Origin of the sequence: Nitrosomonas sp. PY1, assembly GCF_022836435.1 — a bacterium.
Classification (GTDB): Bacteria; Pseudomonadota; Gammaproteobacteria; order Burkholderiales; family Nitrosomonadaceae; genus Nitrosomonas.
This window is the reverse complement of record NZ_BQXC01000001.1, coordinates 1,182,939-1,209,094: the sequence shown is the minus strand read 5'-3', so window position 1 is coordinate 1,209,094 and position 26,156 is coordinate 1,182,939. Positions and strand designations below refer to the sequence as shown.

24 protein-coding genes are annotated in these 26,156 nt (G+C 43.1%); 14 read left to right on the top strand and 10 right to left on the bottom strand.

What is annotated here, in order from left to right:
• Positions 1-17: 17 nt before the first annotated feature.
• From W03_RS05695 to W03_RS05685, 3 genes are all read right to left on the bottom strand, one after another.
• Positions 18-1,883 carry a nucleoside-diphosphate sugar epimerase/dehydratase gene (locus W03_RS05695; RefSeq protein ID WP_244072055.1) on the bottom strand — a complete coding sequence of 622 codons (1,866 nt, stop codon included), beginning with the start codon at positions 1,881-1,883 and terminating at the stop codon, positions 18-20.
• Position 1,884: 1 nt separating this feature from the next.
• Positions 1,885-2,883 (bottom strand): glycosyltransferase family 4 protein, encoded by a 999-nt coding sequence (locus W03_RS05690; protein WP_244072054.1) that lies wholly within the window; start codon positions 2,881-2,883, stop codon positions 1,885-1,887.
• 99 nt (positions 2,884-2,982) lie between these two features.
• Complete coding sequence (locus W03_RS05685) at positions 2,983-4,200, bottom strand: alanine--glyoxylate aminotransferase family protein (protein ID WP_244072053.1); 1,218 nt, start codon at positions 4,198-4,200, stop codon at positions 2,983-2,985.
• A gap of 519 nt (positions 4,201-4,719) precedes the next feature.
• Between W03_RS05685 and W03_RS05680 the strand changes: the two genes are divergently transcribed.
• A complete protein-coding gene (locus tag W03_RS05680) occupies positions 4,720-6,867 on the top strand; it encodes a TonB-dependent receptor (RefSeq protein WP_244072052.1) in 2,148 nt (715 codons plus the stop codon).
• Between the two features lie 212 nt (positions 6,868-7,079).
• Here W03_RS05680 and W03_RS05675 read toward each other — a convergent pair whose 3' ends face one another.
• Positions 7,080-7,316 carry a hypothetical protein gene (locus W03_RS05675; protein ID WP_244072051.1) on the bottom strand — a complete coding sequence of 79 codons (237 nt, stop codon included), beginning with the start codon at positions 7,314-7,316 and terminating at the stop codon, positions 7,080-7,082.
• Between the two features lie 143 nt (positions 7,317-7,459).
• Here W03_RS05675 and W03_RS05670 point away from each other — a divergent pair, with 143 nt between their 5' ends.
• The gene (locus W03_RS05670) at positions 7,460-7,831 is read left to right on the top strand and encodes a DUF393 domain-containing protein (RefSeq protein ID WP_244072050.1); all 372 of its coding nucleotides are present in this window, start codon (positions 7,460-7,462) and stop codon (positions 7,829-7,831) included.
• A gap of 69 nt (positions 7,832-7,900) precedes the next feature.
• On the opposite strand, the gene W03_RS05665 is transcribed toward W03_RS05670, so the two are convergent.
• Together W03_RS05665 and W03_RS05660 are read right to left on the bottom strand one after the other, a co-directional pair.
• On the bottom strand, positions 7,901-9,418 hold the full coding sequence (locus W03_RS05665; RefSeq protein WP_244072049.1) for a YifB family Mg chelatase-like AAA ATPase: 1,518 nt from the start codon (positions 9,416-9,418) through the stop codon (positions 7,901-7,903).
• 70 nt (positions 9,419-9,488) lie between these two features.
• Positions 9,489-9,782 (bottom strand): accessory factor UbiK family protein, encoded by a 294-nt coding sequence (locus W03_RS05660; protein ID WP_244072048.1) that lies wholly within the window; start codon positions 9,780-9,782, stop codon positions 9,489-9,491.
• A 186-nt stretch (positions 9,783-9,968) separates the two neighbouring features.
• Here W03_RS05660 and W03_RS05655 point away from each other — a divergent pair, with 186 nt between their 5' ends.
• The 4 genes from W03_RS05655 to W03_RS05640 are packed head-to-tail and all read left to right on the top strand — an operon-like array spanning position 9,969 to position 13,436.
• Complete coding sequence (locus tag W03_RS05655; protein WP_244072047.1) at positions 9,969-10,973, top strand: aminoglycoside phosphotransferase family protein; 1,005 nt, start codon at positions 9,969-9,971, stop codon at positions 10,971-10,973.
• Positions 10,957-11,694 carry an N-acetylmuramate alpha-1-phosphate uridylyltransferase MurU gene (murU, locus tag W03_RS05650; RefSeq protein ID WP_309296085.1) on the top strand — a complete coding sequence of 246 codons (738 nt, stop codon included), beginning with the start codon at positions 10,957-10,959 and terminating at the stop codon, positions 11,692-11,694. Before W03_RS05655 ends, murU begins: the two co-directional genes overlap by 17 nt.
• Positions 11,695-11,721: 27 nt before the next feature.
• Positions 11,722-13,041 (top strand): Xaa-Pro aminopeptidase, encoded by a 1,320-nt coding sequence (gene pepP / locus W03_RS05645; RefSeq protein ID WP_375792729.1) that lies wholly within the window; start codon positions 11,722-11,724, stop codon positions 13,039-13,041.
• Positions 13,038-13,436, top strand: a complete 399-nt coding sequence (locus W03_RS05640; RefSeq protein WP_244072046.1) for a hypothetical protein — start codon at positions 13,038-13,040, stop codon at positions 13,434-13,436. Before pepP ends, W03_RS05640 begins: the two co-directional genes overlap by 4 nt.
• An 89-nt stretch (positions 13,437-13,525) precedes the next feature.
• Here the strand turns inward: W03_RS05640 and recQ are convergent, their stop codons facing one another.
• A complete protein-coding gene (gene recQ, locus W03_RS05635) occupies positions 13,526-15,043 on the bottom strand; it encodes a DNA helicase RecQ (protein WP_244072045.1) in 1,518 nt (505 codons plus the stop codon).
• A 267-nt stretch (positions 15,044-15,310) separates the two neighbouring features.
• On the opposite strand from recQ, the gene glnA reads away from it, so the two are divergent.
• The 3 genes from glnA to W03_RS05620 all read left to right on the top strand — a co-directional run bounded on the left by glnA (position 15,311) and on the right by W03_RS05620 (position 17,833).
• Entirely contained in the window at positions 15,311-16,720 is a 1,410-nt protein-coding gene (glnA, locus tag W03_RS05630) for a type I glutamate--ammonia ligase (protein WP_244072044.1), read from the top strand.
• A 137-nt stretch (positions 16,721-16,857) separates the two neighbouring features.
• The gene (locus W03_RS05625; protein ID WP_244072043.1) at positions 16,858-17,313 is read left to right on the top strand and encodes a DUF4124 domain-containing protein; all 456 of its coding nucleotides are present in this window, start codon (positions 16,858-16,860) and stop codon (positions 17,311-17,313) included.
• A gap of 34 nt (positions 17,314-17,347) precedes the next feature.
• The gene (locus tag W03_RS05620; protein ID WP_244072042.1) at positions 17,348-17,833 is read left to right on the top strand and encodes a DUF4124 domain-containing protein; all 486 of its coding nucleotides are present in this window, start codon (positions 17,348-17,350) and stop codon (positions 17,831-17,833) included.
• Here the strand turns inward: W03_RS05620 and xth are convergent.
• On the bottom strand, positions 17,823-18,596 hold the full coding sequence (gene xth / locus W03_RS05615) for an exodeoxyribonuclease III (RefSeq protein ID WP_244072041.1): 774 nt from the start codon (positions 18,594-18,596) through the stop codon (positions 17,823-17,825). The two genes, W03_RS05620 and xth, sit on opposite strands and share 11 nt — an antisense overlap.
• A gap of 427 nt (positions 18,597-19,023) precedes the next feature.
• Here xth and W03_RS05610 point away from each other — a divergent pair, with 427 nt between their 5' ends.
• The 5 genes from W03_RS05610 (at position 19,024) to W03_RS05590 (ending at position 23,339) form a co-directional block, all read left to right on the top strand.
• Positions 19,024-19,443, top strand: coding sequence for a rubrerythrin family protein (locus W03_RS05610; protein ID WP_244072040.1), 420 nt, complete (start codon positions 19,024-19,026; stop codon positions 19,441-19,443).
• A 96-nt stretch (positions 19,444-19,539) separates the two neighbouring features.
• On the top strand, positions 19,540-20,955 hold the full coding sequence (locus tag W03_RS05605) for a heterodisulfide reductase-related iron-sulfur binding cluster (RefSeq protein WP_244072039.1): 1,416 nt from the start codon (positions 19,540-19,542) through the stop codon (positions 20,953-20,955).
• The gene (locus W03_RS05600) at positions 20,952-21,542 is read left to right on the top strand and encodes a DUF3501 family protein (protein WP_244072038.1); all 591 of its coding nucleotides are present in this window, start codon (positions 20,952-20,954) and stop codon (positions 21,540-21,542) included. The genes W03_RS05605 and W03_RS05600 overlap by 4 nt, the downstream gene beginning before the upstream one ends.
• Positions 21,539-22,063 carry a CNP1-like family protein gene (locus tag W03_RS05595; protein ID WP_244072037.1) on the top strand — a complete coding sequence of 175 codons (525 nt, stop codon included), beginning with the start codon at positions 21,539-21,541 and terminating at the stop codon, positions 22,061-22,063. The genes W03_RS05600 and W03_RS05595 overlap by 4 nt, the downstream gene beginning before the upstream one ends.
• Positions 22,064-22,127: 64 nt before the next feature.
• On the top strand, positions 22,128-23,339 hold the full coding sequence (locus W03_RS05590; protein ID WP_244072036.1) for a lipase: 1,212 nt from the start codon (positions 22,128-22,130) through the stop codon (positions 23,337-23,339).
• Between the two features lie 36 nt (positions 23,340-23,375).
• On the opposite strand, the gene nikR is transcribed toward W03_RS05590, so the two are convergent.
• Entirely contained in the window at positions 23,376-23,843 is a 468-nt protein-coding gene (gene nikR, locus W03_RS05585; RefSeq protein WP_244072035.1) for a nickel-responsive transcriptional regulator NikR, read from the bottom strand.
• A gap of 86 nt (positions 23,844-23,929) precedes the next feature.
• Positions 23,930-26,002, bottom strand: a complete 2,073-nt coding sequence (locus W03_RS05580; RefSeq protein ID WP_244072034.1) for a TonB-dependent receptor — start codon at positions 26,000-26,002, stop codon at positions 23,930-23,932.
• Between the last annotated feature and the right edge of the window lie 154 nt (positions 26,003-26,156).

The following is a 26,156-nucleotide window of genomic DNA, read 5'->3' as shown; positions in this document are numbered from 1 at the left end:
TTTTGTATTTTCTTAAACTAGTCGAGTTTTCGATACGTGTACTCAGGTACCCATTTTGCTAAATGCTCCTGAACATCTGCATCGCTAAGCACTTTTACATTTAACAACCAAGCCAATAAATCTTCTAACCACTCCTCATCAACTTGTCTAGCTTGCGCAATGCGTAATTTTTCATGTGGAGTAGGTAAAGTATTTTCATGCGTTGACAACAACTCTTCATGTATTTTTTCACCAGGACGTAGTCCGGTAAACTTAATCTGAATATCTTCTTCCGTCAATCCTGAGAGACGAATCAAGTCATTGGCCAAATCGACGATTTTTACTGGATCTCCCATATCCAGAACAAATATTTCCCCACCATCTTCCGTTCCTCCCATGAGCCCCGCTTGCAGAACCAATTGCGTCGCTTCAGGGATAGACATGAAATAACGCGTCATATCGGGATGCGTCACGGTAATCGGCCCTCCCCCGACAATTTGTTCGCGAAATTTCGGAATGACGCTGCCGGTGCTTCCCAAAACATTACCGAATCGAACCATCACGAAACGGGTTTTCTCAGTACCTTTGAGATCATTCGATTGCTGCAATGCTTGGCATACCATTTCGGCAAGACGCTTGCTTGCTCCCATAATACTGATCGGATTCACCGCCTTATCAGTGGAAATCAAAACAAACTTTTTTACGCTGAAGCTTTGTGCAATCTTAGCAACGATATAAGTTCCCAAAACATTATTCAGTAAAGCTTGGCAACCATTACCTTCCTCCATCAACGGTACATGCTTATAGGCTGCTGCATGAAAAACAACCGAAGGCCGGAATTGCGAAAATAATTCCGTCATTCGCGCCTGATCCTTAATATCGCCAATGACGAAAGCTAATTGTTCTTTTGAGAAACGCGCGGAAAATTCTTCCTGAACGCTATACAATGCGAACTCATTTAACTCTACAAATACAATTCGAGCCGGATTAAAAACCATTAACTGCCGACATAACTCGGATCCAATCGATCCCCCCGCACCCGTAACTAAAATGACTTGCTTCGACAACAACTCGTGTAGCCCATCGTTATCCAGTATTACCGGCTCTCTGCCGAGCAAATCATCTAATTCAATCTCGCGAATTTTTGATACGACGGCCTTACCGCTAATTAAATCTGAGTACGATGGGACCGTCATGACTTTTACCCTCGCTTCGGAACACATCTCCAGCGCTTGACGGTATATACGGTGAGACACCGAAGGTATAGCAATAATCACATGTCCCACATTCAGTTTTTGTACCCATTCGGGTAATTCCTTAATCTTACCAAGTACACGAATACCCTGAAGGCGCGCACCAAATTTTCGTGAATCATCGTCAAGCATACCCACGACATGCCAATCTCTGCTTCTGGCCAGGTCTTTTGCCAAATTAATACCCGTTCGGCCTGCACCGATAATTAACACCAGTTTAGCTTCGTAATTTTCCAGACCATAGAGACGGCGTTCTTTCCACGCGCGATAGATTAGACGACCACTCCCCATAATAAGTAGCAGTAATAAAGGAGCCAATACACTGACTGAGCCGGGAATATTCTGCAATTGATCCAAGAGTCCTAGCATTACCAAGACGCATACTGTTCCTGTTAATACCGCAATGACGATGCGCTTGACGTCAGGTAAGCTCGCATAACGCCAGACCCCTCGATACAACCCAAACCATAAAAAAAAACTGGTTTGGGTTAATATAATCCACGGAAGTATACTGATTAGTATCACTGAGAACGACGAAGGAATGTCAAAGTTAAAACGAAATAGATAAGCGAGCCACCAGGCGAATCCAACTGCGACAACATCATGCATAAAAGCAATGATCGTGCGAATATCTATTTTACTGATGAACATACTATCCTCGATTACCGCGGAATTTTTGTGTCGATTCGAAAATAAATAACAACATCAGATAAATGGCGCCCCAAGCCATTAAAGTCACGTATTGCACAAAACTATCCTGCTGTGCAGCCCACACTGCGCTGATACCAGCCAGAAACATTACACCATACCAGCACAACGCAGTATTACGATGACCGAAACCATTCTGCACCATGCTTTGATAATAATGCTGTCGGTGCGCTTGCCAAATTTTTTCACCACGAAATACACGTTTAATCAAAGTAACTGTAGCATCTACAATGAAAGGTGAAAATATCAGCCATGGAAACCACAGCGGCCAGACACCTTCTTCCCATCCCAGAATTCCTATTACTATTGCTAAAAAACCCAAAGGAATTGCGCCGCCATCACCCAGAAAAATACGCGCTGGAGAAAAATTGTGGATTAAAAAACCCAATGCCGCAGCTGCAATCGAAAGGTTCATTAAGGCATAATTTTCATATCCTGCCCAATAGGCAAATAAACCATAACTACCAAACCCAATTACAGTCATTCCTCCTGCTAAACCATCCGAGCCATCCATAAAATTGTAGAGGTTAATCACCCACACAATGACAACGGTACCAATTATCGCTGCGAAATACCCACTACCCTCAGAAAAAAATAGATCGACCGCACAAATCAAAGCAACAAAACTATGTAAGCACAAGCGCAACAAAACTGGCAAGCCCTTGATATCATCAAGCACTGACGCAATCAATAACAAGCACAATCCAACCCAAATCATGTTGGGTAAAGCTAGCGAAAAAAACGACCAACTGGCCAATACCCCTAAAAACAAGCCTATTCCACCGAGACGAGAAACTGGTGTTACATGAAGAGAGCGTGCATTTGGATGATCGAATCCCCACTGCTTCCATTTTTTACTGCCATTAATCAACCAGTAGTCCATAGCATAAGCCACCACGAACGATAGCAGCATCGCCACTATCGTTCTTTGAAATAAATCCATAGCCATGTACCTAGCTAGATTTAGTAGTTGCCCGTCTGACCGTAAATCAGGAAGCAGGCAAAAAGCAATACAATATCGAAGCTAATATTCCCCTTTGAATTACGCCATAGGATTTTCAGCATAAACACGATGTGCAGCCGAAGCGGCGGATCCACGCTCGACTTTTGCACCCATTGCTGTAAACACCGACTCAAGAGCATTCAAACAAAACATGACATTTTCAATTTTGCTGGATGTCCCCATCAAACCAAAACGCCATACCTTACCGGCAAAATCTCCTAATCCAGCACCAATTTCAAGACTGAAATCATCCAACAAGCGACGGCGGACCTCTTTTTCATCAATACCTGCTGGCACAAAAACTGAATTCAGCTGCGGTAAGCGATACGGTTCCTTCACCACGTATTGCATGTTTAGGGTCGCAAATCCCGCTTTCAAAGCCAGATAGTTACGATGATGACGCGCCCAAGAATGTTCAAGTCCTTCTTCGGCTAACATCAATAACGCTTCATGCAAGCCATACAGCGCATTGGTTGGTGCAGTATGATGATAAGTACGCGTCGAAGATCCCCAGTAATTCAACAACAAACTGATATCCATGAACCAGCTATGTACTTTCTGTTTACGATTTTTAACGAGTTCAGTGACGCGTTCAGAAAAACTTACAGGCGATAATCCAGGCGGACAAGATAAGCATTTTTGACTACCTGAATAAATCGCATCAATACCCCATTCGTCTACTTTGATCGGCGTACCTCCCAACGAAGTAACCGTATCAACAATGGTTAAACAGTTATATCGGCGTGCTATTTCACACAATGTTTTAGCGTCAGAAGAGGCACCCGTAGATGTTTCTGCATGCACAAACGCTACAATTTTGGCATCAGGGTTTTTTTTCAAGGCATCTTCAACCTTTTGCGGGTCAACAGGTTCTCCCCAAGGGTCATCGACGACAACCGCAATACCACCGTGACGCTCGACATTTTCAATCATGCGGCCACCAAATACGCCATTTCGGCACACAATCACTTTATCGCCAGGGGTGATCATATTGACAAAACACATCTCCATGCCAACCGATCCAGGACCAGAAACTGGGAAAGTCATGCGGTTTTTAGTTTGAAAGGCATAACGCATCAATTCCTTAATTTCTTCCATCATTTCGGTAAAAACCGGATCCAAATGGCCTAGTGTCGGCCGTGCCATCGCATTTAATACGCGCGCGTGCGTGTCGGAGGGTCCTGGACCCATGAGTACGCGCTGAGGTGGCATAAATATTTTTGCTGCTTTTGGGGGATGAAAATCTTCGGTATTCATGAACGATCCTAAATTAATAATGTAATCAGTTATTCTAATAATTTGAATTTTAACAAGCGAAACGAGAGTTTACTATAAACACCGCTAACCCAAATAGCTCTATCCCACCAGATCTTTAAAAAGTGTTGTGTCAGCTTTCGCTTAGTTGAATAATTTTTATTATTTTAAAGAGAAAAGAGAAAATTTTGTCTTGTAAAGCTCTATTGATCAATTGCGCTCTCTATTCTGAAACGCGTTTTAACTACGTAAAGTTGACATTTGGTTTTAGCTTCCCTTATAGTCGTTTCCGGTGCCTCTTAAATTTTTACTGCTATTAGTAAGCAACGCTCACCCTCGTCTTCGTTCTCATGCTTAAGGTATTGCTAGGCTGCGCTCGAGATGATTTACTGCAAACATAACCAGCTTGAAGCGCAACTCGAAGATCATGCTGTGATATCGTCATTTGTTGCGATCAGCGCTTTTCCACTTTATCAAATTTGAATGGATAGCAAGCCTTTTCGAGCAAAATAACTGTACGGCATGGAAAAAATATTTCTAGCTCTTAAAGTATTTCAGGATAATCCATGCGGCGCATTAAATCACTACAGCCACTGGCTACGTCATCGCAAATCACACTTTAAAATCATCGCTATTTGGTTTCTCGCTAACTTAGCTATATTTGCATCCAATACCAATAGCAATGCCGAGCCAGTTATGCTCAATCCAATCGATGTAACAGCGACACGGAGCGATCGCTCGCCAACGCAGATTCCAAACAGTATTACGCAAATCAACCGCTATCCCCAGCAAGAATATCAACCGGGCGCGACGCTGGATGAATTTGCTCGAAATACGCCGGGAGTATTTTTCCAAAATCAATATAATTTCGCGCAAGATCTCCGCATTGCGATTCGCGGCTTTGGTGCACGCTCACCCTTTGGCGTACGAGGTATACAAATGCGTGTTGATGGTATTCCGCAAACTTTACCGGATGGGCAAACGCAATTGGACTCAATCGACCCTTCGTTGATTCAACGCATGGATATCGTTCGTGGGCCATCGGCAGCTTTATATGGTAATGCTTCAGGAGGTTTGATCGACATCACCACACGCGAAGCACCATCCGAAAAATTTGTCATTATGCCACGCCAGGTTTTCGGTCAGTATGGTTATCTAAAATCCGAATTATTCATGGGCGGACAATTGGGAAAATTTTCTTACACGGTATTTGGATCGCATTTGCAACAAGAAGGTTGGCGCGACCACAGCGCGATGCAACACACGAATTCGCAAATCAAATTAAATTTTAAGACCAGCGATCAATCGGATTTGATGTTGATGTTTCGTGAATTTTATTCCCCTTTGTCAAAAGACGCCGGTGCACTAACCGCAACAGAAGTGCAGAACAATCCCCGGCAAGCGTCTGCGAGAAACATGCAGTTCAATGCCGGCGAAGAAATCAGACAAGAGGAAATGGGTGCCCGTTTCCGCATCAAGCCTGCTGCCGGTAAAGAAATATCACTTGTCGCACATTGGTTACACCGCGACTTTAATAGTCGTCAACCATTTATGGATGGCGGGCAAGTACAGTTTGACCGTTGGGTAGGCGGTTTGGCGTTGCAGTTTACCTCGGACGGACTGTTATTTCAGCGGCCTAATCGGTTTCTAGCTGGAGTGGATTATGGCATGCAAAACGATGACCGGCAGCGCTTCAATAATAATTCTGGCGTTCGAGGCATTATCAATTTAAATCAAATCGAACGCGTGCAAAACATTGGGCCATTTTTCCGTAATGAATGGAGCATCAGTGATAAATTCGATGTGGTCGTCGGTGGCCGCTGGGATTGGTTACGCTATCAAGCCAAGGATCAATATCAAATAGATGGAAACCAATCGGGATCGCGCACAGTATCACAAGCCAGTGGATCAGCAGGTGTTGTTTATCACTTTGCCCCACAACACCAAGCATATGCGCATGTCGCATCAGTTTTTGAAGCACCTACGACAACCGAATTATTAAACAACCCAAATGGCAGGGGCGGATTCAACTCCAGTTTAAACGCACAAACATCACTAAGTAACGAATTAGGATTACGTGGTGATATCGCTGGATTCCAATATGATGCAGCAGCATTTTTTATTCATACTTGGGATGAAATCATGCCATTCGAATTGCCTTCTTCACCAGGCCGTGCATTTTTTCGCAATGCGGGTCAATCGCGGAGGATTGGCGTTGAAACGCGCCTAGTAACTCCGCAATGGCAAGGCTTGCATGCTGAAGCCGGCTATACATATTCTAATTTCGAGTTTGAAAAATATGTTGTTAATGACACTAATTTAAAAGGAAACAATCTCCCCGGAATTCCCACTCATCGCTGGGAAGGTCTGATCAAATACACCAGCCCTTTTGGCTTTTTCGGGCAACTTCATGTACACCGTGTTGGTCATTTTTTTGTCAACGACATCAATACTGCAAGCAATCACGCCTATAATTTAGGGCAATTATTACTAGGATGGGAAGCCAAAAATAACCGGTTTGAAAGCGCCATTTTTTTCGGCATCAATAACCTATTCGATGCACCTTATAATGCCAATACACGTATCAATGCGGCACTCGGTCGTTTTTACGAACCAGGCCCTCCTCTCAATGTCTTTGGCGGATTACGAATAAAGATCATTATTTTCTAATAAATTGCCACTATCTTCCGACAATTGAATATAAATAACACAGCAAATACAAATGACACTTGTGATGTGTATCCATATTTACTTACCCGCGTGTTTATTGAATCCATGAAAAATATGTTTTTGGTGGCGTATATCAAATTGTTTGCATAGAGTCTCGTACTAACTTACACTCTGACTCCTATAAATCAGTAGTTAACCTCTGTGTTTTATAATCATCCGACAAAAGACAATTTTATATGACATCCGATGTCGTATACATTGCATGAGCGCTCAAATGACATGTCATCAAGACTTTTATTCTTGATATTGCTGACTCTATGCGGAACTACAGGCTGCAACCCTAGCACAAACAGCCAAGGTGTGGCTGCTATAAATGTCGATCCGAATTCCAAAGACTGCTTAGGCGGAGTGAAGACGGGAAATGCGCTAAAATCTGCACAATCTGGCACGGGAGTACCTATGCGCATAGTTGTATAGTTGGCATCCCGTGCGACTGAACTAAGACACAGCGAGAGGTTTAACCTAAAACTCGTCTTCAAGCCGTGTCACTTACAGATCCGCTAACTCAGGCGATATCTCTACGGATAAAATCATGCGCAACAAGCCGAAAATGAAGGTTTACTACAATTCCGCTTGTCCAGTTTGCAAAGCAGGGATAGAAGGGCAAATGGATAAGGATAGCGTTTGTGAGATTCAGTGGAATGATGTTCACAAGGATAATGGCTTGGTGTCAGAGATAGATTCTGAGCTTGAATTGGTACGTAAGCGCCTTCATGTCGTCGATGAAAACGGTGATCTTCAAGTTGGGTTTAATGCATTTCTGGCAATCTGGCGTAACTCTCCAACGGAAACATGGAAATCAAGACTGTTTGGCATACCTATCGTGATGCAAATATGTCAGGTTTTCTACAATATCTTTGCAGCAGCTCTTTATCAATGGAACAGAGCAAAGAAACATTGGTAGAACAATGGCGCCACTCTGGTGTTGGCTGCCACGGAAGGAAGCAATGTACAACCAACTTCAATGACACGTTCAGTGGAACGCGGTATCCAACCTTCGGTATTGAATTGCTTCGGCAATATGTTGGTTGCTAATTTTCTCAGCTCCCGATAAATCTGCGATCGTTCGTGCGACTTTCAGAATGCGATGATACGCGCGTGCAGATAGATTCAAGCGGTTGATAGCCTGTTTCAACAAGTTTTCACTGACCGTATCGAGAGCACAATATTGATCGATTTCTTTGACACTCAAGCGCGTGTTAGCTTTGCCCTGCCGTGTCAATTGCCGCTGGTGCGATTCCATCACACGCGCCCGGATTACGCTACTTCTCTCACTCACCGTACTCCGATGCATAAGCTCGTTTTGCGGTACTGCCGGCACCTCGATTTGTATATCGATTCGATCCAGTAACGGACCGGAAATCCTTCCACGGTAACGCGCAACTTGGTCAGGGGTACATTGACATTTGCCTGACGGGTGGCCAAAATAACCGCAGAAACACGGATTACTAGCAGCGACCAATTGAAAATCGGCAGGAAATTCTGCCTGGCGTGCTGCGCGAGAGATCGTAATTTTTCCTGATTCCAGCGGCTCACGCAACACTTCTAACACCTTACGATCAAATTCTGGGAATTCGTCTAAAAATAGCACGCCATGCAAAGCAAGCGAAATTTCTCCCGGACGTGGGTGGCTACCACCGCCAACCAACGCAACTCCTGATGCGGTATGATGAGGCGCACGAAAAGGACGGCGTTTCCACTCAGCAATATTAAAACTCCCATAACTGAGTGATTGTATCGCCGCTGACTCCAATGCTTCTTCTTCAGTCATCGGTGGTAGAATTCCAGGAAAACGAGCTGCCATCATGGATTTTCCAGTACCTGGCGGGCCTGTCATTAAAATATTATGCCGACCCGCAGCTGCAATCTCCAAAGCGCGTTTAGCGTGTGCTTGTCCCTTAATATCCTCAAAATCGGGAAAATGCTGATTCTCAATAACAGCCCCAGTATCTGCGGTATTTTGAAAAACAGGCAGCACTTTTTGTTTAGACAGATGCGCACATATTTGCAACAATGATTGCGCTGCATAAACAGTAACATTTTTTACCAATGCCGCTTCAACTGCATTTTGTTCAGGCAGAACAAAGCTCCGCCCAGAACGAGAAGCATGGTAGGTCATCGCCAGAGCCCCGCGAATCGAACGCAATTCTCCAGTCAATGCTAATTCACCAGCCCACTCATACCGATCTAATTGCTCTTTAGGAATCTGTCCCGTAGCTGCCAGAATACCTAATGCAATCGGCAAATCGAACCGACCGCTTTCTTTAGGTAAATCAGCCGGAGCTAAATTAACAGTAATCCGTTGTGCAGGGATTTTAAAATGAGCGTTTTGCAGTGCGGATCTGACTCGGTCTTTGCTTTCCTTGACCTCCGTTTCAGGAAGGCCAACGATCGTAAAGCTTGGCAACCCGTTAGCGATGTGAATTTCGACTGTCACTAACGGTGCATTCATGCCGGATAAAGCCCGGCTATACAATACAGCAAGTGACATAAGGCGCTACGCCTGCAAATAATTTAAAGCAGGTTTAATATTAGTTTTGCAAATAAGGCCGATACGCGCGTTATTGATGCGACCGTATTTCTGTCGCATTATTTGCATCGACAGAGTGCGATGTCGATTGCCTAACTCTTTCTTCCAATGCAGCGACTTTAGCCTCAAGAATGATTAATTTTTCACGAGTGCGTTGCAAGACTTCCTGCTGAATCTCAAATTCACTGCGCGTAACTAAATCAAGGCGAGTAAAGGCACCTGACAATAATACCTTAACATTTTTCTCGATATCTTTTACGGGGCTGTTATGAAAAATTTCGCTTACTTTGGCGTTGATTTCATCGATCACATTTTTATTTAACATTAACATTCTCCTCTATTCTTATCATACTGATATACCAATTTCGTGCATTAGCCATAGGTCACCGTGATAAAATCCCATAATCTATTGTTATGGATGGTCTATTCTGCCATGCCAGTTTAAAACATTAAAATTTATTTGATGACTTTCTTAGCTTCCCTCATATTCATTACCCAATAAGATACACTTATGGAGCGTCAATATCTATTAGAAAGCTGGCTTAAAGCACAATTCCCAGAGAGAAATTTCACTTTGCAGCCAGCATCCGCTGATGCGAGCTTCCGCCGTTATTTCCGTATGTTTCTAGACGATAAGACCTGGATAGTTATGGATGCTCCTCCCCAGCAAGAAGACTGTAAGCCTTTTTTACAAGTCGCCAGCATGCTTGCGGCAACCGGAGTGCATGTACCCAAAATATGGTCATACGATTTAGCGCAGGGATTTGTACTGCTTTCCGATCTTGGTCATACAACTTACCTGCAAATACTGACGCAAGATACCGATCAAGCTAGTCAATTGTATAGTGATGCAACTGATGCATTAGTCAAAATGCAATTATCATTGCAAGCCCTCAGCTTGCCAGATTACGATGAAACATTATTACGTAGGGAATTAAGCTTATTTCCCGATTGGTATATTACCAAACATCTACAAGCTGATTTGTCTACCAAGCAAAAAGCGATGCTAGAAAATATTTTTAATCAAATCCTGCAAAATAATCTCGCCCAACCCAAAGTGCTAGTCCATCGCGACTATCATTCGCGCAATCTAATGGTAACCTCGCCCAATCCCGGCATTATTGATTTCCAAGATGCGGTTCTTGGCCCAATTACCTATGACTTGGTATCCCTATTAAAAGATGCTTATATTAGTTGGGATGAAGAACATATTCTCGATTGGGTAATCCGCTATTGGGAAAAAGCGCGCCAAGCAAATTTGCCTGTAACAACCGATTTCTCAGCCTTCTACCGAGATTTCGAATGGATGGGTGTACAGCGCCACCTAAAAGTATTGGGCATTTTTGCTCGACTCAATTATCGTGACGATAAATCCAATTATCTCAATGACATGCCACTGGTACTAAAATACTTGCAAAAAACCTGTGATCGTTATCACGAACTAAGACCACTGTTAAGTTTACTCGATGAATTGCATCCTGTAACCCCAGAGTCAAAAATTGGCTACACATTTTAGCCATAATCCTTACCGTGCAATGATCCTAGCAGCCGGACAAGGAAAGCGCATGCGCCCGTTAACCGATAATTTACCCAAACCATTACTGAAAGCTGGCAAATATGCCTTGATCGAATATCAAATTTTTAATCTGGCACGTGCAGGATTTATGGATATTGTCATCAATCATGCTTATCTCGGCGCAATGATCGAAGAGGCTTTGGGAAATGGCAACCAATATGGCATTCATATTCGCTACTCACCGGAAACATCCGTACTCGAAACAGCCGGCGGCATTGCCAATGCAATGCATTTACTCAGCAATCCTCAACAAACAATGCCTTTTCTAGTAGTGAATGGCGATATTTATTGCGAATTTGATTACGCGCTACTACGCGCCACACTGGATAGCATGCAAGCACATACAAAACAAAGGTTAGCGCATCTTATCTTGGTAGATAATCCCGAACATCATCCAGAGGGTGATTTTTCTTTGCAGCATGGATATGTTACCTCAGCAGAAACAAAGAGGCTTACATTTAGTGGCATCGGTCTGTACCGACCGCAATTTTTTCATACCGTTGCATCAGGTGAAGCTGCAAAATTGGCACCACTGTTACGCCAAGCTATGCAAAATAACCAGGTAACCGGCGAATACTTTCCTGGTCGATGGATCGATGTAGGTACCCCTGAACGCCTGCAACAATTGGACAATCGCCTGAAAACACAGGCACAATCATAACCGATCCATTTACTCATATTAATGACTATGCAAACCTTCACGATACCCACTCAATCTTATCTTAAACGTCGTCAATTGTTTGCTCAGCATATGCAAACGGGGATTGCGGTCATTCCAACGGCACCAGAACGAATACGTAATCGTGACGCGCACTACCCCTATCGTTTCGATAGCTACTTCTATTATTTGAGTGGCTTCACCGAACCAGAAGCAGTGCTAGTTATCGTTGCAAAGACAGACAAGGCACCGGAAAAACATATTCTATTTTGCCGCGCGAAAGACAAAGAACGGGAAATCTGGGATGGATATCGCTATGGCCCTGAAGCAGCCAAAGAAGTCTTTAGTTTTGATGAAACCTATCCGGTTACGCAATTGGATGAAATACTGCCCACTTTACTAGCAAATCAAACGGTTATTTATACTGCATTGGGGCATGACTCCTCCTGGGATCAACGGGTAATCCGCTGGATGAATCAAGTTCGCGATCAAATCCGCACTGGCGTGATGGCACCGGAAAGAATCACAGATTGCCGCGTTATTCTGGATGAAATGCGTTTGATCAAAAGCAGCGAAGAACTACAAGTAATACAAGAAGCTGCCAACATTTCCGTACAAGCGCATCAGTGCGCCATGCAAACAACAAAGCCGGATAAATACGAATACGAAATTGAAGCCGAGTTGCTTTATACCTTCAATCGGCTAGGCGCCCGCTTTCCAGCTTACACGTCGATCGTTGCCGGTGGCGCCAATGCGTGTGTATTGCATTATGTCGAAAATACTGCAAAATTGAAATCCGGTGATTTGTTATTGATTGATGCCGGGTGTGAATTGCATGGTTATGCTTCGGACATTACCCGCACTTTTCCAATCAATGGAAAGTTCTCTGCGGCGCAAAAGGATATTTATCAACTGGTGTTAAATGCACAGACCGCTGCTATTGCGCAGGTAAAACCAGGAAATCTATGGAATGACCCGCATCAGGCAGCATTACGAGTTTTAGCGCAAGGCTTTATTGATTTAGGTCTGTGTCATGGCAGCCTCGATGCCGTGCTAGAATCCGAGGACTACAAACGTTTTTACATGCATCGCACCGGGCACTGGTTAGGTATGGATGTACATGATGCAGGTCAATATAAGCAATACGGTGCATGGCGCGCATTGCAATCAGGCATGGTTTTGACGGTAGAACCCGGATGTTACATTCGAGCAGATGACAAAGTTGCGGAACATTTTTGGAATATCGGTATTCGAATAGAAGACGATGTTGTTGTAACTGCAAGCGATCACCATATATTAACCGCAGCAGCACCTAAAACCATCGCTGACATAGAGGAGCTAATGCAATGAACCACGACCCAAGAAGAATTATCATCCACAGAATATTGAGTAATGATGCTCATGATTCGGGAACCAATGCAACCGGACGCCCCCCCATTTTCTCTACCAACCGCTGGATTACTTATGCGTTACTGATCCCTGCGGCGATCGTGATGACCATGATCGGCTTCTTCTTTTTTGCCGCATTTCTAGCCCTATTTGCAGCCGCCGCAACTTTCATAGGCGCGCGAATCTGGTGGTTACGCAGAAAACATAACCAATTCAATCGCTCTAAAGAACACGCTGAGGAAGATTGGGGCGATGCCGCATCATCCGCTCACTCTAAACAATCCAGCGTGATTGAAGACGCGCAAATCATTGAAGAAGTAAAAATAAACCCATCAAACCGGAGCAATCCCCGGTAATTCGCTTCATATCATACGACTGTGAAATTTATCGAGCTTACAGCTATTAATTTATACGGAAAGATGAATATCGTTTTATCTAATTTATCTTAACGTAAATACACTGTTTGCTTTCCTCTCAGTACTACGCGGCTAGCCTCTGTAAGACGTAAGACACCATAACCTTCGCTATCGATTGTCAATAACCCTAATGCGACCAATTGGCGGAATATCGATCGCCAGGTTTTTCCGGGTAAATCCTCACCGATTGCAAAAGTACTTAAGGTGTCGTGTTGCCACTCTTTAACATGTGCGGTTAAATTACCGCGCAAAACATCCACCAAATGCCCGACACCAAACATCTGTCCGGTGCGATAAACACATGAAAGCGCCTTCTGTACAGCAATCGTTGCATCCCATACTTGCGGAGGATTCAAGCAAACGTCACAATTCCCGCACGACTCGGTTACCGTATTATCACCAAAATAACGCAGCATTTGTAAACGACGGCATGTGGTGGCTTCGCATAGCGTTAACATTGCTTGCAATTTCTGCACTGCAACTTGCTTAAATTTGAAATGTGCTTGGGATTCTTCGATCATACGACGACGATTGATAACATCATTCAATCCATATGTCATCCAAGCATTAGCCATACGACCATCACGCCCCGCTCGCCCCGTTTCCTGATAATAACCTTCTACACTTTTTGGTAAATCCAAGTGCGCAACAAAACGTACATTTGGCTTGTCGATTCCCATCCCGAAAGCGATAGTCGCCACCATGATCACACCTTCTTCCTGCAAGAATCTTTCTTGGTTTGACCGACGTTGCGACATTTCCATACCGGCGTGATAAGCAACTACTCGCATACCTTGATCGGCCAACCATGCTGTAATTTCCTCAACCCTTTTACGTGAAGCACAATATACAATTCCAGCTTCATTCGCATGTTGCGATTGGATAAAATTCAGCAACTGCATACGACTGTTGGATTTATCGACTACTTGATAGCGAATATTGGGGCGATCGAAGCTATCGATAAATACCCTGGCATCTTTCAATCCCAGCCGCTCAATGATTTCTTGGCGCGTATCCAAATCAGCCGTGGCAGTCAAAGCAATTCGCGGAACCAAAGGAAAACGTTGATGCAATACATATAATTGGCCGTATTCAGGACGAAAATCATGTCCCCACTGCGAAACGCAATGGGCTTCATCAATAGCAAACAATGCGATGGGCGTTCGCTCGATAAGACGCAAAAACCGGGGCGCCAACAAACGTTCTGGCGCGATATACAATAAATCATAGCGCTGTGCCAATAACTGTTGTTCTATCCGTGCAGCTTCCTCAAACAACAGTGATGAATTCAACGCTGCAGCACGCACACCCATTTCATTCAATGCAGCAACCTGATTTTGCATTAATGCAATTAGGGGAGAAACAACAATCGCAACACCCGGACGTAGCAAAGCAGGAATTTGATAACACAGTGATTTTCCGCCACCGGTCGGCATGAGAACCAAGCAATCACCACCTGTGGCAACATAGTCAATTACCTCTGCTTGCTGCCCACGGAAAGACGAATAACCAAAAATCTTATTGAGAATACTAAGCGCTCTGGACATGCGGGCAAAATTCAAACACTATTGTTCTTCCAATTCAACGATGCAACGATTTAACGACAATCCAGCACAACACAATTTGCTGCTCATCTGCTCGCGATCTTACAATATTCTGTCTTATATAGTCCTAATTCATGCAAAAAAAGACGACTTTTACAGTGCTATTGCACAGAATGATACGCACACAAATCATTTACGCTGACATGCTGGTATAATCACACGTTTTAATTCTTTGTTGAACGCATTGCACAATGCTCTTTGGAGAAAAAAATGGCTGTAGCTGATGTTTTGAAATTAATTCAAGACAATGATGTTAAGTTTGTTGATCTGCGCTTTACCGATACGAATGGTAAAGAACACCATATTACCGTACCTGCACACACCTTTGATGCCGATAAGTTTGAAGACGGTCATCCGTTTGATGGTTCTTCGATCGGTGGCTGGAAAGGTATTCAAGCTTCTGATATGCTGCTAATGCCGGATCCAGATACGACCAATATGGACCCATTCATGGATGAGCCCACCTTGTTCATCACCTGTGATGTAGTTGAACCCGCAGATGGAAAAGGCTATAACCGCGATCCTCGTTCGCTCGCAAAACGTGCAGAGACCTATTTAAAATCAACTGGTATCGGTGATGTGGCCTACTTTGGCCCGGAACCGGAGTTTTTTATTTTTGACTCGATTCGCTGGAACATTGATATATCGGGATGCTCGGTAAAAATCGAATCTGAAGAAGCAGCTTGGAGTTCCGGCAACAAATACGATAGCGCCAATACAGGTCACCGCCCGGTTGTAAAAGGTGGTTACCTTCCCGTTCCACCTGTCGATTCACTGCAGGATATACGCTCCGCTATGTGCCTTGCCTTAGAAGAAATGGGAATTGGCGTGGAAGTTCATCATCACGAAGTCGCTACCGCAGGACAATGCGAAATTGGTACAAACTTCAATACCCTGGTCAAACGAGCCGATTGGAGCCAAATACTAAAGTATGTCGTACACAATGTAGCGCACTCGTATGGTAAAACCGCCACATTTATGCCTAAACCGATCGTCGGTGATAATGGCTCCGGTATGCACGTGCATCAATCTATTTGGAAAGATGGCAAAAATCTTTTCTCAGGAAATGGTTATGCAGGTTTGTCCGAATTGGCGCTTTACTATATTGGCGGTATTCTGAAACATGCCAAAGCGCTAAACGCTATTACCAATCCCAGCACTAATTCTTATAAACGCTTGGTTCCCGGTTTTGAAGCACCTGTCAATTTAGCCTATTCAGCCAGTAACCGTTCAGCCGCTATTCGCATCCCTCATACCAGCAGCCCAAAAGGACGGCGCATTGAAGTACGCTTTCCCGACCCAATGGCCAATCCTTATTTAGCTTTTACCGCGCTTATGATGGCCGGACTAGATGGCATTCAGAATAAAATACATCCTGGTGATCCGATGGGTAAAAATCTATATGACTTACCACCTGAGGAAGCTGCTAAAGTTCCAAACGTTTGTGCGTCATTAGATGAAGCACTCGATTGTTTAGATAAAGATCGCGATTTTCTGACGCGTGGCAGTGTTTTTTCCAATGACATGATTGACGCCTACATTCAACTTAAAATGGCGGAAGTTACACGCTTGCGTATGACCACGCATCCAGTTGAATTTGAACTGTATTATAGCTTGTAATACACCATTAATTTTTTTAAAGCTGTAATATCAGGAAGTTTTCTTTTGCTATTTTTTACTTTACACTCAAGAAAAAGTTGATATATTGACACCATAGATATTAGACATTCTAACTCATAGAATCTTCGTTAAATGATATGAGAATCATAGACTTATCTGTAATTTTCGTAACAACGCTTTTGGGATTTGCATCCATTGCAGTCGCTGGAAAAGAAATTTACAAGCTAGTCGACAAAGATGGCAATGTTACGTTTACCAATCGTCCGGCACGTCATGCGCAGAAAGTCAATCTTGCCTCTTTTTCCGGGAGTGCCAATACTCATACCGCAAATACCTTAGTCCAAAAACCAGTCAATGCACCCAGCACTATTAAAAACAATGCTCAGAAAGAGCGCGATGGAACGCGGCGACAAATCCTAGAAAAAGAATTGCACACTGAGAACAAACTGCTTTCCGATACTAAGCAATCGTTATCGCAAATCAGCCAGAGCGATGATAACCTTCAAGACGGTAAAATTGCGCAACTTAAAAGCAAGTTATTTCTGCATCAACGAAACATCTCTGCTCTAAAAAAAGAACTTTCCAGATTATAATTTTTTAAATGCCGCTTGTGACCCAATAGGTACCATGCTAAAAAACAAATTCCTCGTATTTTGTCTATCGATTGGTTCCACTTTACTTATTAATACGGTACAAGCGGGTATTTACAAACACGTCGATCAAAACGGCAAAGTCACTTATTCCAATATTCCTTCCACCAACGCAAAACAACTTGACCTGCAGCCTATCGTGGTCATGCCTCCCCCAACAAACTCCGGCAGTATCGATGAGCGCATCATACAACGCAGAGAATCAATGAAATTTGAAGAGCAACGTAGTCAATTGCAAAGTAAAATCACCGAAGAAGAAAAACGTTTGAATGAAGTCAAGGAAGAGTATAAGGACGGTGTTCCTGATCGGTTAGGTAGTGAACGTAACTATCAACGATATCTTGATCGAGTCGAACACCTTCGGAAAGAAATACAGACCCGAGAAAATAGTCTCAACGCATTACGCAGCGAAATGCAAGGCCTAGTCGAAAAAAAACAAGATTCTACAAAACCTACCCCTTGATAACAATCTCAACAATGACTGGCGCGTGATCCGAAGGCCGCTCTAGTTTTCGTGGTTGCTTATCAATAGTACAAGCTACGCAATCTTCAGCCAATGCATCACTAATCAAAATGTGATCAATTCGCAATCCTCGATTCAAACGAAAAGCCATCATACGATAATCCCACCACGTATAGGATTTCTCAACTTGATCAAACAAACGAAAACTATCTTGTAACCCCATGCTCAGCAACCGTTTAAAGGCATCGCGTTCCGGCTCGCTACATAACACCTTGTCATGCCAGGCATCGGGATCATAGACATCGCGATCTTCGGGTGCAATATTAAAATCACCCAATACAATCAATCGGCTATATTGACATAATTCTTGCTCTAGCCAGCCTTTAAGCGCATGTAACCATTGTAATTTATATTGATATTTCTGTGATTCCAACGATTCACCATTAGGTACATAGACGCAAACAATCCGTAAATCACCATATGTGGCAGCAATGACTCGCCTTTGTTCATCGCAAAACTGTGGAATATCGGAAACCATATCAGTCCCGGATTGCTGGCTTATAATCGCTACGCCATTATAAGTCTTTTGTCCATTAAACAAACAGTGATAACCAAGTGCGCGGATTTCGTCGTGTGGAAAGTTATCGTCGATTAACTTCGTTTCTTGCAAGCACAGGATTTCAGGTTGATGACTGGCTAGCCAATCTACGACATGCGGCAATCTTACTTTGAGTGAATTGACGTTCCAGGTTGCAATTTTCATAAATTCCGACCGATTGATTTTTATTCTTTATTGAATCATCTAACATTTGAGCTAATCAACAAGCAAAGCAAGCGAGATGAATAATTTATTATACATTTACATCTCAAGCTCTTACCGCATCATAAGCGCTCTAATTTGCCCATTATCAGCATAAAGTAAGCCACTACTTATTTTTCATTTACAACACTGACATAATAGTAGTTGACAATCTTCAATCCCTTCGATAGTCTTTTTTTACATGGATTAACATGTATACTAGTGCGCTCTCAAAAGAGGGCTAGAAAGATCGGTGCTACTGGCTAGTGCTGTAGTTGTTTAATATTATCCAGCATTTCCGCTTTCTTTCGTCATTCTGAGTATATTTTAAATATGCATCATAAAAAAACAAAAATATATTGCATTATTCATTCAAAAAGGAGAAATCATTATGGAACTCAAAGGATCTAAAACGGAAGCTAATTTAAAAGCTGCCTTTTCAGGTGAATCACAAGCCAATCGCCGCTACTTATATTTTGCAACTAAAGCCGACGTAGAGGGACAAAATGATGTCGCTGCGGTATTTCGCTCTACTGCCGAAGGCGAAACTGGGCATGCTCATGGCCATTTGGAATATCTTGAAACTTGTGGAGATCCAGCAACCGGATTGCACTTTGGTCCAACACGCGATAACCTAAAAACCGCCATTGCCGGTGAAACACATGAATATACCGATATGTATCCCGGCATGACTAAAACCGCTCGCGAAGAAGGCTTTGATGAAATTGCCGATTGGTTTGAGACCTTAGCTAAAGCCGAACGCTCGCATGCTAATCGCTTTCAACGTGCATTGGACGGCTTGGCAGATTAATTTACCAACCCAATTTGTTAACACATGTAAGATTCGTTGGAATACCCTTTCAACGAATTTTGCAGTTGAAAATCCTCTGTTTAAAATTCACTAACTATGGCATCTCGCGAAGGTAGTTTAGAAGCCCCTGAGCGTCACCCATTAGACTGGAAAAATGCAAATTTCTACGATTCAGAAAAATTGCAACAGGAAATGGAACGTGTGTTTAATGTTTGCCACGGTTGCCGACGGTGTGTCAATCTTTGTACAGCTTTTCCACGTCTCTTTGATTTGATTGATGAAGGTTCAACAGGCGAAGTCGATGGTGTTGACAAACATCGCTTCCAAGAAGTGGTTGATCGCTGCTACTTATGCGACATGTGTTTCATGACCAAGTGCCCTTATGTGCCGCCACATGAATGGAACATAGATTTTCCGCATCTCATGCTGCGTGCCAAGGCGGTTAAATACCAGCAATCTGGTGCTGGTTTTCGCGACCGACTATTATCGAATACCGACTTATTAGGGAAGATCAATGCCAATCCAGTTGTCGCGCCAATCGTCAACACAGTAAACAATACGCCGCTTGCTCGTAAGATCTTGGATAGCACATTAGGCATACATGCTGACAGAAAGCTTCCTGAATACACAGCCCATCAATTCCGTTCCCACGCACAATCGGATGCTAATTTCACAGTAAAAGATGGGAACAAAACACCTGGGAAAGTGGCGATCTACGCAACTTGTTATGTTAATTACAACGAACCTGGCATTGGTTATGATTTGCTGCAAATCCTTGCGCATAACGAAATTCCAACGTATCTGGTGGAACAAGAAGCATGCTGTGGTATGCCAAAGCTTGAATTGGGCGATTTACCAGCGGTAGAAGCATTGAAAGACCGAAATATTCCGCACCTCCTGAAGTTTGCACAACAAGGCTATGCCATCATTTCTGCGGTTCCTTCTTGCGTATTGATGTATAAGCAAGAGCTTCCGCTGTTGTTTCCTGAAGATACCGGGGTACAGGCCGTTGCAGCTGCCATGTTTGATCCGTTTGAATACTTATTGTTTCGATATCAAGACAAGTTACTCAAAACAGATTTCAAACAATCGCTAAATAATGTTTCGTACCATATTCCCTGTCATCAGCGCGTGCAGAATATCGGCAAAAAGACGCGCGATGTGTTGCAATTAATTCCAGGAACAACGATCACCACTGTAGAGCGATGCTCCGGGCATGACGGTACTTGGGGTGTGAAAAGCGAACACTTTGCCGATTCGATGAAAATAGGTCGCCCAGTTTTCAAACAAATGGCTGCTCCCAACAAACCCGATTATATTAGTTCTGATTGTGCCATAGCAGCACGCCATATTGAACAAGGCATGCGTAACAACGACAATAATGAAACAGCACAAAAAATGCATCCGTTGAGTTTATTACGCATGGCTTACGGTTATGACGATCATCAACAAGCCATTCCAGGATTGCAAATTTTGTCTGCACAAACACATGCTTTCGAGGAAAAAATATGAAAACCGTTAGTCGCGACAGTTTACTAACATTAGAAGCATACGCCAAAGTACGCAGTGATTTTCGGAGTCAGGTCATAGCGCACAAGAAACCCCGAAAAATTGCTTTAGGAAACAATATTTCTCTGATTTTTGAAGATGCATTGACCGTACGATATCAAATTCAAGAAATGCTGTTTGCTGAGCGCATTTTTCAAGAAGCGGACATTAATCACGAGCTCGAAACTTATACGCCATTAATTCCAGATGGGCACAACTGGAAAGCCACGATGATGATTGAATATCCAGACCCGGTTGAACGCGCCGGAAAATTAGCGAATATGATTGGTATCGAAGATCGGGTATGGGTTAAGATAGGAGAATTCGATGCAATATTCGCGATTGCCGACGAAGATATCGAGCGTGAAAATTCCGACAAAACCTCCTCCGTACACTTTCTACGTTTTGAACTCACTGTTGAGATGATTCAAGCTTTGCATCACAATGCGACTCTCAGCATGGGCATTGATCACCCAGCCTACTCTGTAACGATTGATAACATCGACGCCGGTACACGTGCATCACTATTAAATGATTTAACTGAAACATGAAATTATTTTCCGTACTGGTCACTTTCTCAATACTGATCATACTATCCGCCTGTGCCAATAAAACATTCAAAGACCAATTTGAAGAAGAAAAAACTTGGACCGAACGTGCAACACAATTGCCGCCTTATCCCGATATGAATAACTTGTTGGAATTCGATGCGACAGGTCAAGCAGTCACGGGCAATCAATATCTGATCGATCCTGCTTCGATCAGCGTTGGTGAAGATGGGGTAATCCGGTTTAGCTTAATCATCAAATCTTCCTCTGGTGCTTTAAATGTCAGTTATGAAGGGATACGCTGCGAAACGACTGAAAGAAAGCTCTACGCACTCGGACGCAATGATAAAACCTGGGCAGAACCACGTGTATCAGAATGGGAAAAACTAATTAATGTTCGGCAACTTTATGCGCAAAGGGAATTGGCTAGAAATATTTTCTGCCCGAATCGACAAATAGTCAGAAACAAAGAAGACGCCATTCAAGCATTAAAAACAGGGTACCATCCAAGCATGCCTCGCTGATCACCGAAACTTGTAAAATTTGTTTGATAAACAAGATCTCACCATTACCGGACACTCAATTACTATGAAATTTCTGACCATAGCGAAATTTATCAGTTTTATTAGTCTGATCTCTGTCGCTTCTACCACCCACGCACTATCGGAAGAGTGTTCAAAATCAACTGCATCTGCATACTATTTGGATACCATTGGTCTAGTTTGTTTACAAAAAATAATTACTATCGACCCCAGTGATTCCAATATCTATAAGAGTACATTGCAATGGTTAGGTAGCAGCGATCCAGCACTCAGTCATCAATTCTTGTTGACCGGTCTTGAATTCGACAATTTGCCTGCTGAACTCAATAGTCCAGTATTTTCATTCGCAAACGGTATCCTGAGCATACCCAAGATCGATATTCCAAAACAATTTGGCACTGAGCGTTATAGTGTCGATCTCAAACTGGTATCCATCGCGAGCGAGACAATTTTTCAACTCGACCAGGTCGCTATCTACATCAACCCGGATTATGTTGCAGGCAGAGACTGGAAACCTTTTGGCATGCTACCTTCTGAAGAACGCCGTGCAGTGGATCTGCTTGGCCGCTCCTTGCCTTATATGCAATTGGCTGATTTAGTGTATGACTTCGATAATACTACGGTGGGCACTTGGAAATTAATCGAAACGAAAAACAAAACCTCTGGCATGGATGCAGGCGTTTATGAAAATCAAAATACCAATCCCAAAGAAATTGCACTGGTTTTTCGCGGTACAGAACCCTGTTGTTCGCTAGATTACGTTCGTGATATCACAGCAGATGCAGCTATCGCGACGGGAACCGTTAGCGATCAATTTAAGGACGCCTTCAATTTCGCGAGGGACGTCATCAATCGATATCCAGGCGCTAAAATTATTGTGGCAGGCCATTCGTTAGGTGGTGGACTCGCGCAAGCAGTCGGGGCAACATTAGGCTTAGAAACGTTTGCATTTAACTCATCTCCCGTTCCTGATCATTTTTTTGACACTTACACGATTACACTACCGGAAGAAAAAATTGCCGAACTCATTCACGTCATTGCGGATATTCACGATCCCGTTTCCAATGCGGATGAATCCGGCGATCTCTATATTAACGCCCATCATGTCACGCCATTGCTACAATTTAATTTTGAAACCAAAGAAATATTGCCTATAGAACCAGTACGCTTGAGAAAACTAAGGTTTGACCGCCATAGCATCACAGAACTTTATTTACATTCTTCCACCTTGATGAACATCTATATGGCAGGATGGTAATACTATCGCATCACTAGCGAATCCGATGCAGAATTACTATGTTCGTGGACTGCTATGGGTATGCCTATGCACATTATCTGCATGCTGATGAGCAAATTCCGATACCTCAATCGGCACGATATGTAGTTTGCCGTGACGAATACCATTCTTGGCAATTACCTTGTTAGCAAAATGGCGTACGTCTTGAATAGTGCCACGTAGAATCGCAACCTCAAGGCAATTATCGTGATCCATATGTACATGCATACTGGATAATGTAATATCATGATGCTCATGGTGAGAAGATGTCACCAACGCCGCCAAATCTCGCTCATGGTGATTATAGATATAGGTCAAAGTGGCAATACAATAACCTTTATTGTCTTTTTGCAAGCGAGAAACTTCAAGGTATTCCCTCACTAAATCCCGAATCGCTTCGGAGCGGTTATCATAGCCACGCGCACTGGAGATTTTATCAAACTGCTCAAAAAGCTCTTCATCCATTGAAATAGTAAATCGTTCCATATCTCTTCCTTGAATTAATCTCTCGTCATAAAAAAGAAACTCATTTTTCGCTGCCTTAGAATAATAACTGCTAATCTCAGAAAATTCTAAAAATTGGCTACAAGATTTACTCGAAATGAGCGTGTCTCGACCGGATGAAAATGCTTGTCTGCTACACCTGCAACTGGTTCACCCGGGAGTCTGGATGTATAAAAATAGTCAATTGCATGCCCATGCGTATTCAGTAAATTAAAACCCTGCAGTACTACATGTACATTATTGCTGACCTTATAACCTACTTGACCATTTAAAGTCACGGTATTATCAGATCGCGCGCTATTATCCTCAGTGAGCGCACGTTTACCAAAATAGCGTACCTGCATACTACCTAGAAAACGGCCAAGATTATCGACAGAAACGGCCAATTTTCCAACCCCATTAATTGCTCCGGGAACATGGTTCCCAATTGGATCGAAATCGCTAAAACGTGCACGTGTCAATGCATAGTCTACATCGATCGTTAACCAATCCTTGGGCATATAAAACGCTGATACTTCGAATCCATTACGTTGGCTTGGGCGGCTTGCTTCAGTATTACCGGCATCGCCGACAAATAACAATTCGGATGCCGTATCTAATCTAAATAATGAAAATGTGGTTTGCAAACCTGGGACAATTGCCGAACGAACACCCACTTCATATCCCGTAGTACGAACCAACGGATGAACTGGATTAATGGGCTCATTTGTTTTAGGATCGACTCGGGATGTTGTTCCTCGCGCATCATTGCTATGAAAACCGCTGCCGTAGCTAAAATAAAACTCCGTATTGGCCCAAGGGCCGAAAATTGCAGAAACCTTAGGATTGGTAATACTATCGTAGCTACTTCCTGAATTCTCCTTTTGTATGTGGCTATTCACATCGAACCAATAATAATCCGAACGTATCCCAGTAACTGTTCTAAATTTCTCCAGCCATTGCACACTGTTCTGATAATACAATCCTACGCTATTTTCATTAATATGATCTGCTCGGGTTCTTGATAAAAGGTGACGATCCCTAGTGCTCGACAGCCCATTGTCAATGACGTCGTTTTGGAACTGCACTCCAACAGAATTAACGACATCGAATCCGTAAATTTTGTTAACCCATGTATGGTCGACATTAAATCCCGATTGAAAACGCTTATCTTTTTGCGAAAATTGATCGCCGTTGACTGGGTCCTCTAAAAAGTAGGTAAAGTTGGAAAACAGCGCCATATTATGATGAATGGTGTAGAGATTCGCTGTGGTAACCCCAAAGCGGTTTTTTTGCTCCAATGCGCTGGAAAGGCTAAAACGATGGGTTTCCCCATAGTCGCTTGGATCAATAGCACCAAGTCGAGATACATAACCGCTCCGAACTCCTCTTAATGGTATTTGATCAATTGCTGTCCATCTTGCACCATAAGCCATCGCGGTAATATTGAATTTCGTTGTACCGTCATCTTGGCTATAACGCGCCATTGCATTATATTTCTTAAAATGCTCAGGGATCGTCCAAGGTCCATTCAATTTCACCAATTCACCAGCAACGAGTAAATTTCCGCTCCCCACTTGAAAAGACTTCGCCAGCAATCCACGCATCCAACCTTGCTGCCCTATTCCATAAGTGGCAATACCTTGCGGTAATTTATCGACATAATTCATATTGATGGAACCGGCTGAAGCGAAATCACCTTGATTGGCGTAATAAGGTCCTTTGGTGTATTGCAAATTACTGATTAATTCCGGAATGATGAAATTGACATCTGCCCAACCTTGGCCGTGTCCATGCGAACGCTGATTAACCAGCACACCATCAACGCTGATGCGTACATCGGTACCATGATCCAAGTTAAAACCGCGCATAAAATACTGATTGGCTTTACCTTCTCCACTGTGTTGCGTAGCGATGAAACCAGGGACGGTTTCCATCAATTCACCTGGGCGATAAACTGTTCGTGAATCTAATTGACGCTTCAGTACAGTGCCTTCACTAGCAGTATTTGCAGTCCCTATTAGCCCCTTGGAATCTGCTTTAATGGTCATTTCATTAAGTGTTGGTACGCCTGCGGCATGAACGCTCCCTGTCATCCACAGCGATAAAAGTACGGCGCCACCACTTGCAGTAAATTCGTTTTTTTTTGTTGTTTCTAACATCAAAATAAATCTTCTATTTGTTGACAATAGCTCTCTATGCTGTAAAAAAATAATTGCGGTATGAAATATACAAAATTCTTCATACATATATCAGTGTATCGTGATACTGTATGAGAAATAAAGTTTTTTTCATACAAATCTGTGTAAAATAGCT

Bases quoted from the DNA above. Each gene is read 5' to 3' on its own strand.
- W03_RS05695 (WP_244072055.1), bottom strand. From the start codon at position 1,883: ATGTTCATCAGTAAAATAGATATTCGCACGATCATTGCTTTTATGCAT.
- W03_RS05690 (WP_244072054.1), bottom strand. From the start codon at position 2,883: ATGGATTTATTTCAAAGAACGATAGTGGCGATGCTGCTATCGTTCGTG.
- W03_RS05685 (WP_244072053.1), bottom strand. From the start codon at position 4,200: ATGAATACCGAAGATTTTCATCCCCCAAAAGCAGCAAAAATATTTATG.
- W03_RS05680 (WP_244072052.1), top strand. From the start codon at position 4,720: ATGGAAAAAATATTTCTAGCTCTTAAAGTATTTCAGGATAATCCATGC.
- W03_RS05670 (WP_244072050.1), top strand. From the start codon at position 7,460: ATGCGCAACAAGCCGAAAATGAAGGTTTACTACAATTCCGCTTGTCCA.
- W03_RS05665 (WP_244072049.1), bottom strand. From the start codon at position 9,418: ATGTCACTTGCTGTATTGTATAGCCGGGCTTTATCCGGCATGAATGCA.
- W03_RS05660 (WP_244072048.1), bottom strand. From the start codon at position 9,782: ATGTTAAATAAAAATGTGATCGATGAAATCAACGCCAAAGTAAGCGAA.
- W03_RS05655 (WP_244072047.1), top strand. From the start codon at position 9,969: ATGGAGCGTCAATATCTATTAGAAAGCTGGCTTAAAGCACAATTCCCA.
- pepP (WP_375792729.1), top strand. From the start codon at position 11,722: ATGCAAACCTTCACGATACCCACTCAATCTTATCTTAAACGTCGTCAA.
- W03_RS05640 (WP_244072046.1), top strand. From the start codon at position 13,038: ATGAACCACGACCCAAGAAGAATTATCATCCACAGAATATTGAGTAAT.
- recQ (WP_244072045.1), bottom strand. From the start codon at position 15,043: ATGTCCAGAGCGCTTAGTATTCTCAATAAGATTTTTGGTTATTCGTCT.
- glnA (WP_244072044.1), top strand. From the start codon at position 15,311: ATGGCTGTAGCTGATGTTTTGAAATTAATTCAAGACAATGATGTTAAG.
- W03_RS05625 (WP_244072043.1), top strand. From the start codon at position 16,858: ATGAGAATCATAGACTTATCTGTAATTTTCGTAACAACGCTTTTGGGA.
- W03_RS05620 (WP_244072042.1), top strand. From the start codon at position 17,348: ATGCTAAAAAACAAATTCCTCGTATTTTGTCTATCGATTGGTTCCACT.
- xth (WP_244072041.1), bottom strand. From the start codon at position 18,596: ATGAAAATTGCAACCTGGAACGTCAATTCACTCAAAGTAAGATTGCCG.
- W03_RS05610 (WP_244072040.1), top strand. From the start codon at position 19,024: ATGGAACTCAAAGGATCTAAAACGGAAGCTAATTTAAAAGCTGCCTTT.
- W03_RS05605 (WP_244072039.1), top strand. From the start codon at position 19,540: ATGGCATCTCGCGAAGGTAGTTTAGAAGCCCCTGAGCGTCACCCATTA.
- W03_RS05600 (WP_244072038.1), top strand. From the start codon at position 20,952: ATGAAAACCGTTAGTCGCGACAGTTTACTAACATTAGAAGCATACGCC.
- W03_RS05595 (WP_244072037.1), top strand. From the start codon at position 21,539: ATGAAATTATTTTCCGTACTGGTCACTTTCTCAATACTGATCATACTA.
- W03_RS05590 (WP_244072036.1), top strand. From the start codon at position 22,128: ATGAAATTTCTGACCATAGCGAAATTTATCAGTTTTATTAGTCTGATC.
- nikR (WP_244072035.1), bottom strand. From the start codon at position 23,843: ATGGAACGATTTACTATTTCAATGGATGAAGAGCTTTTTGAGCAGTTT.
- W03_RS05580 (WP_244072034.1), bottom strand. From the start codon at position 26,002: ATGTTAGAAACAACAAAAAAAAACGAATTTACTGCAAGTGGTGGCGCC.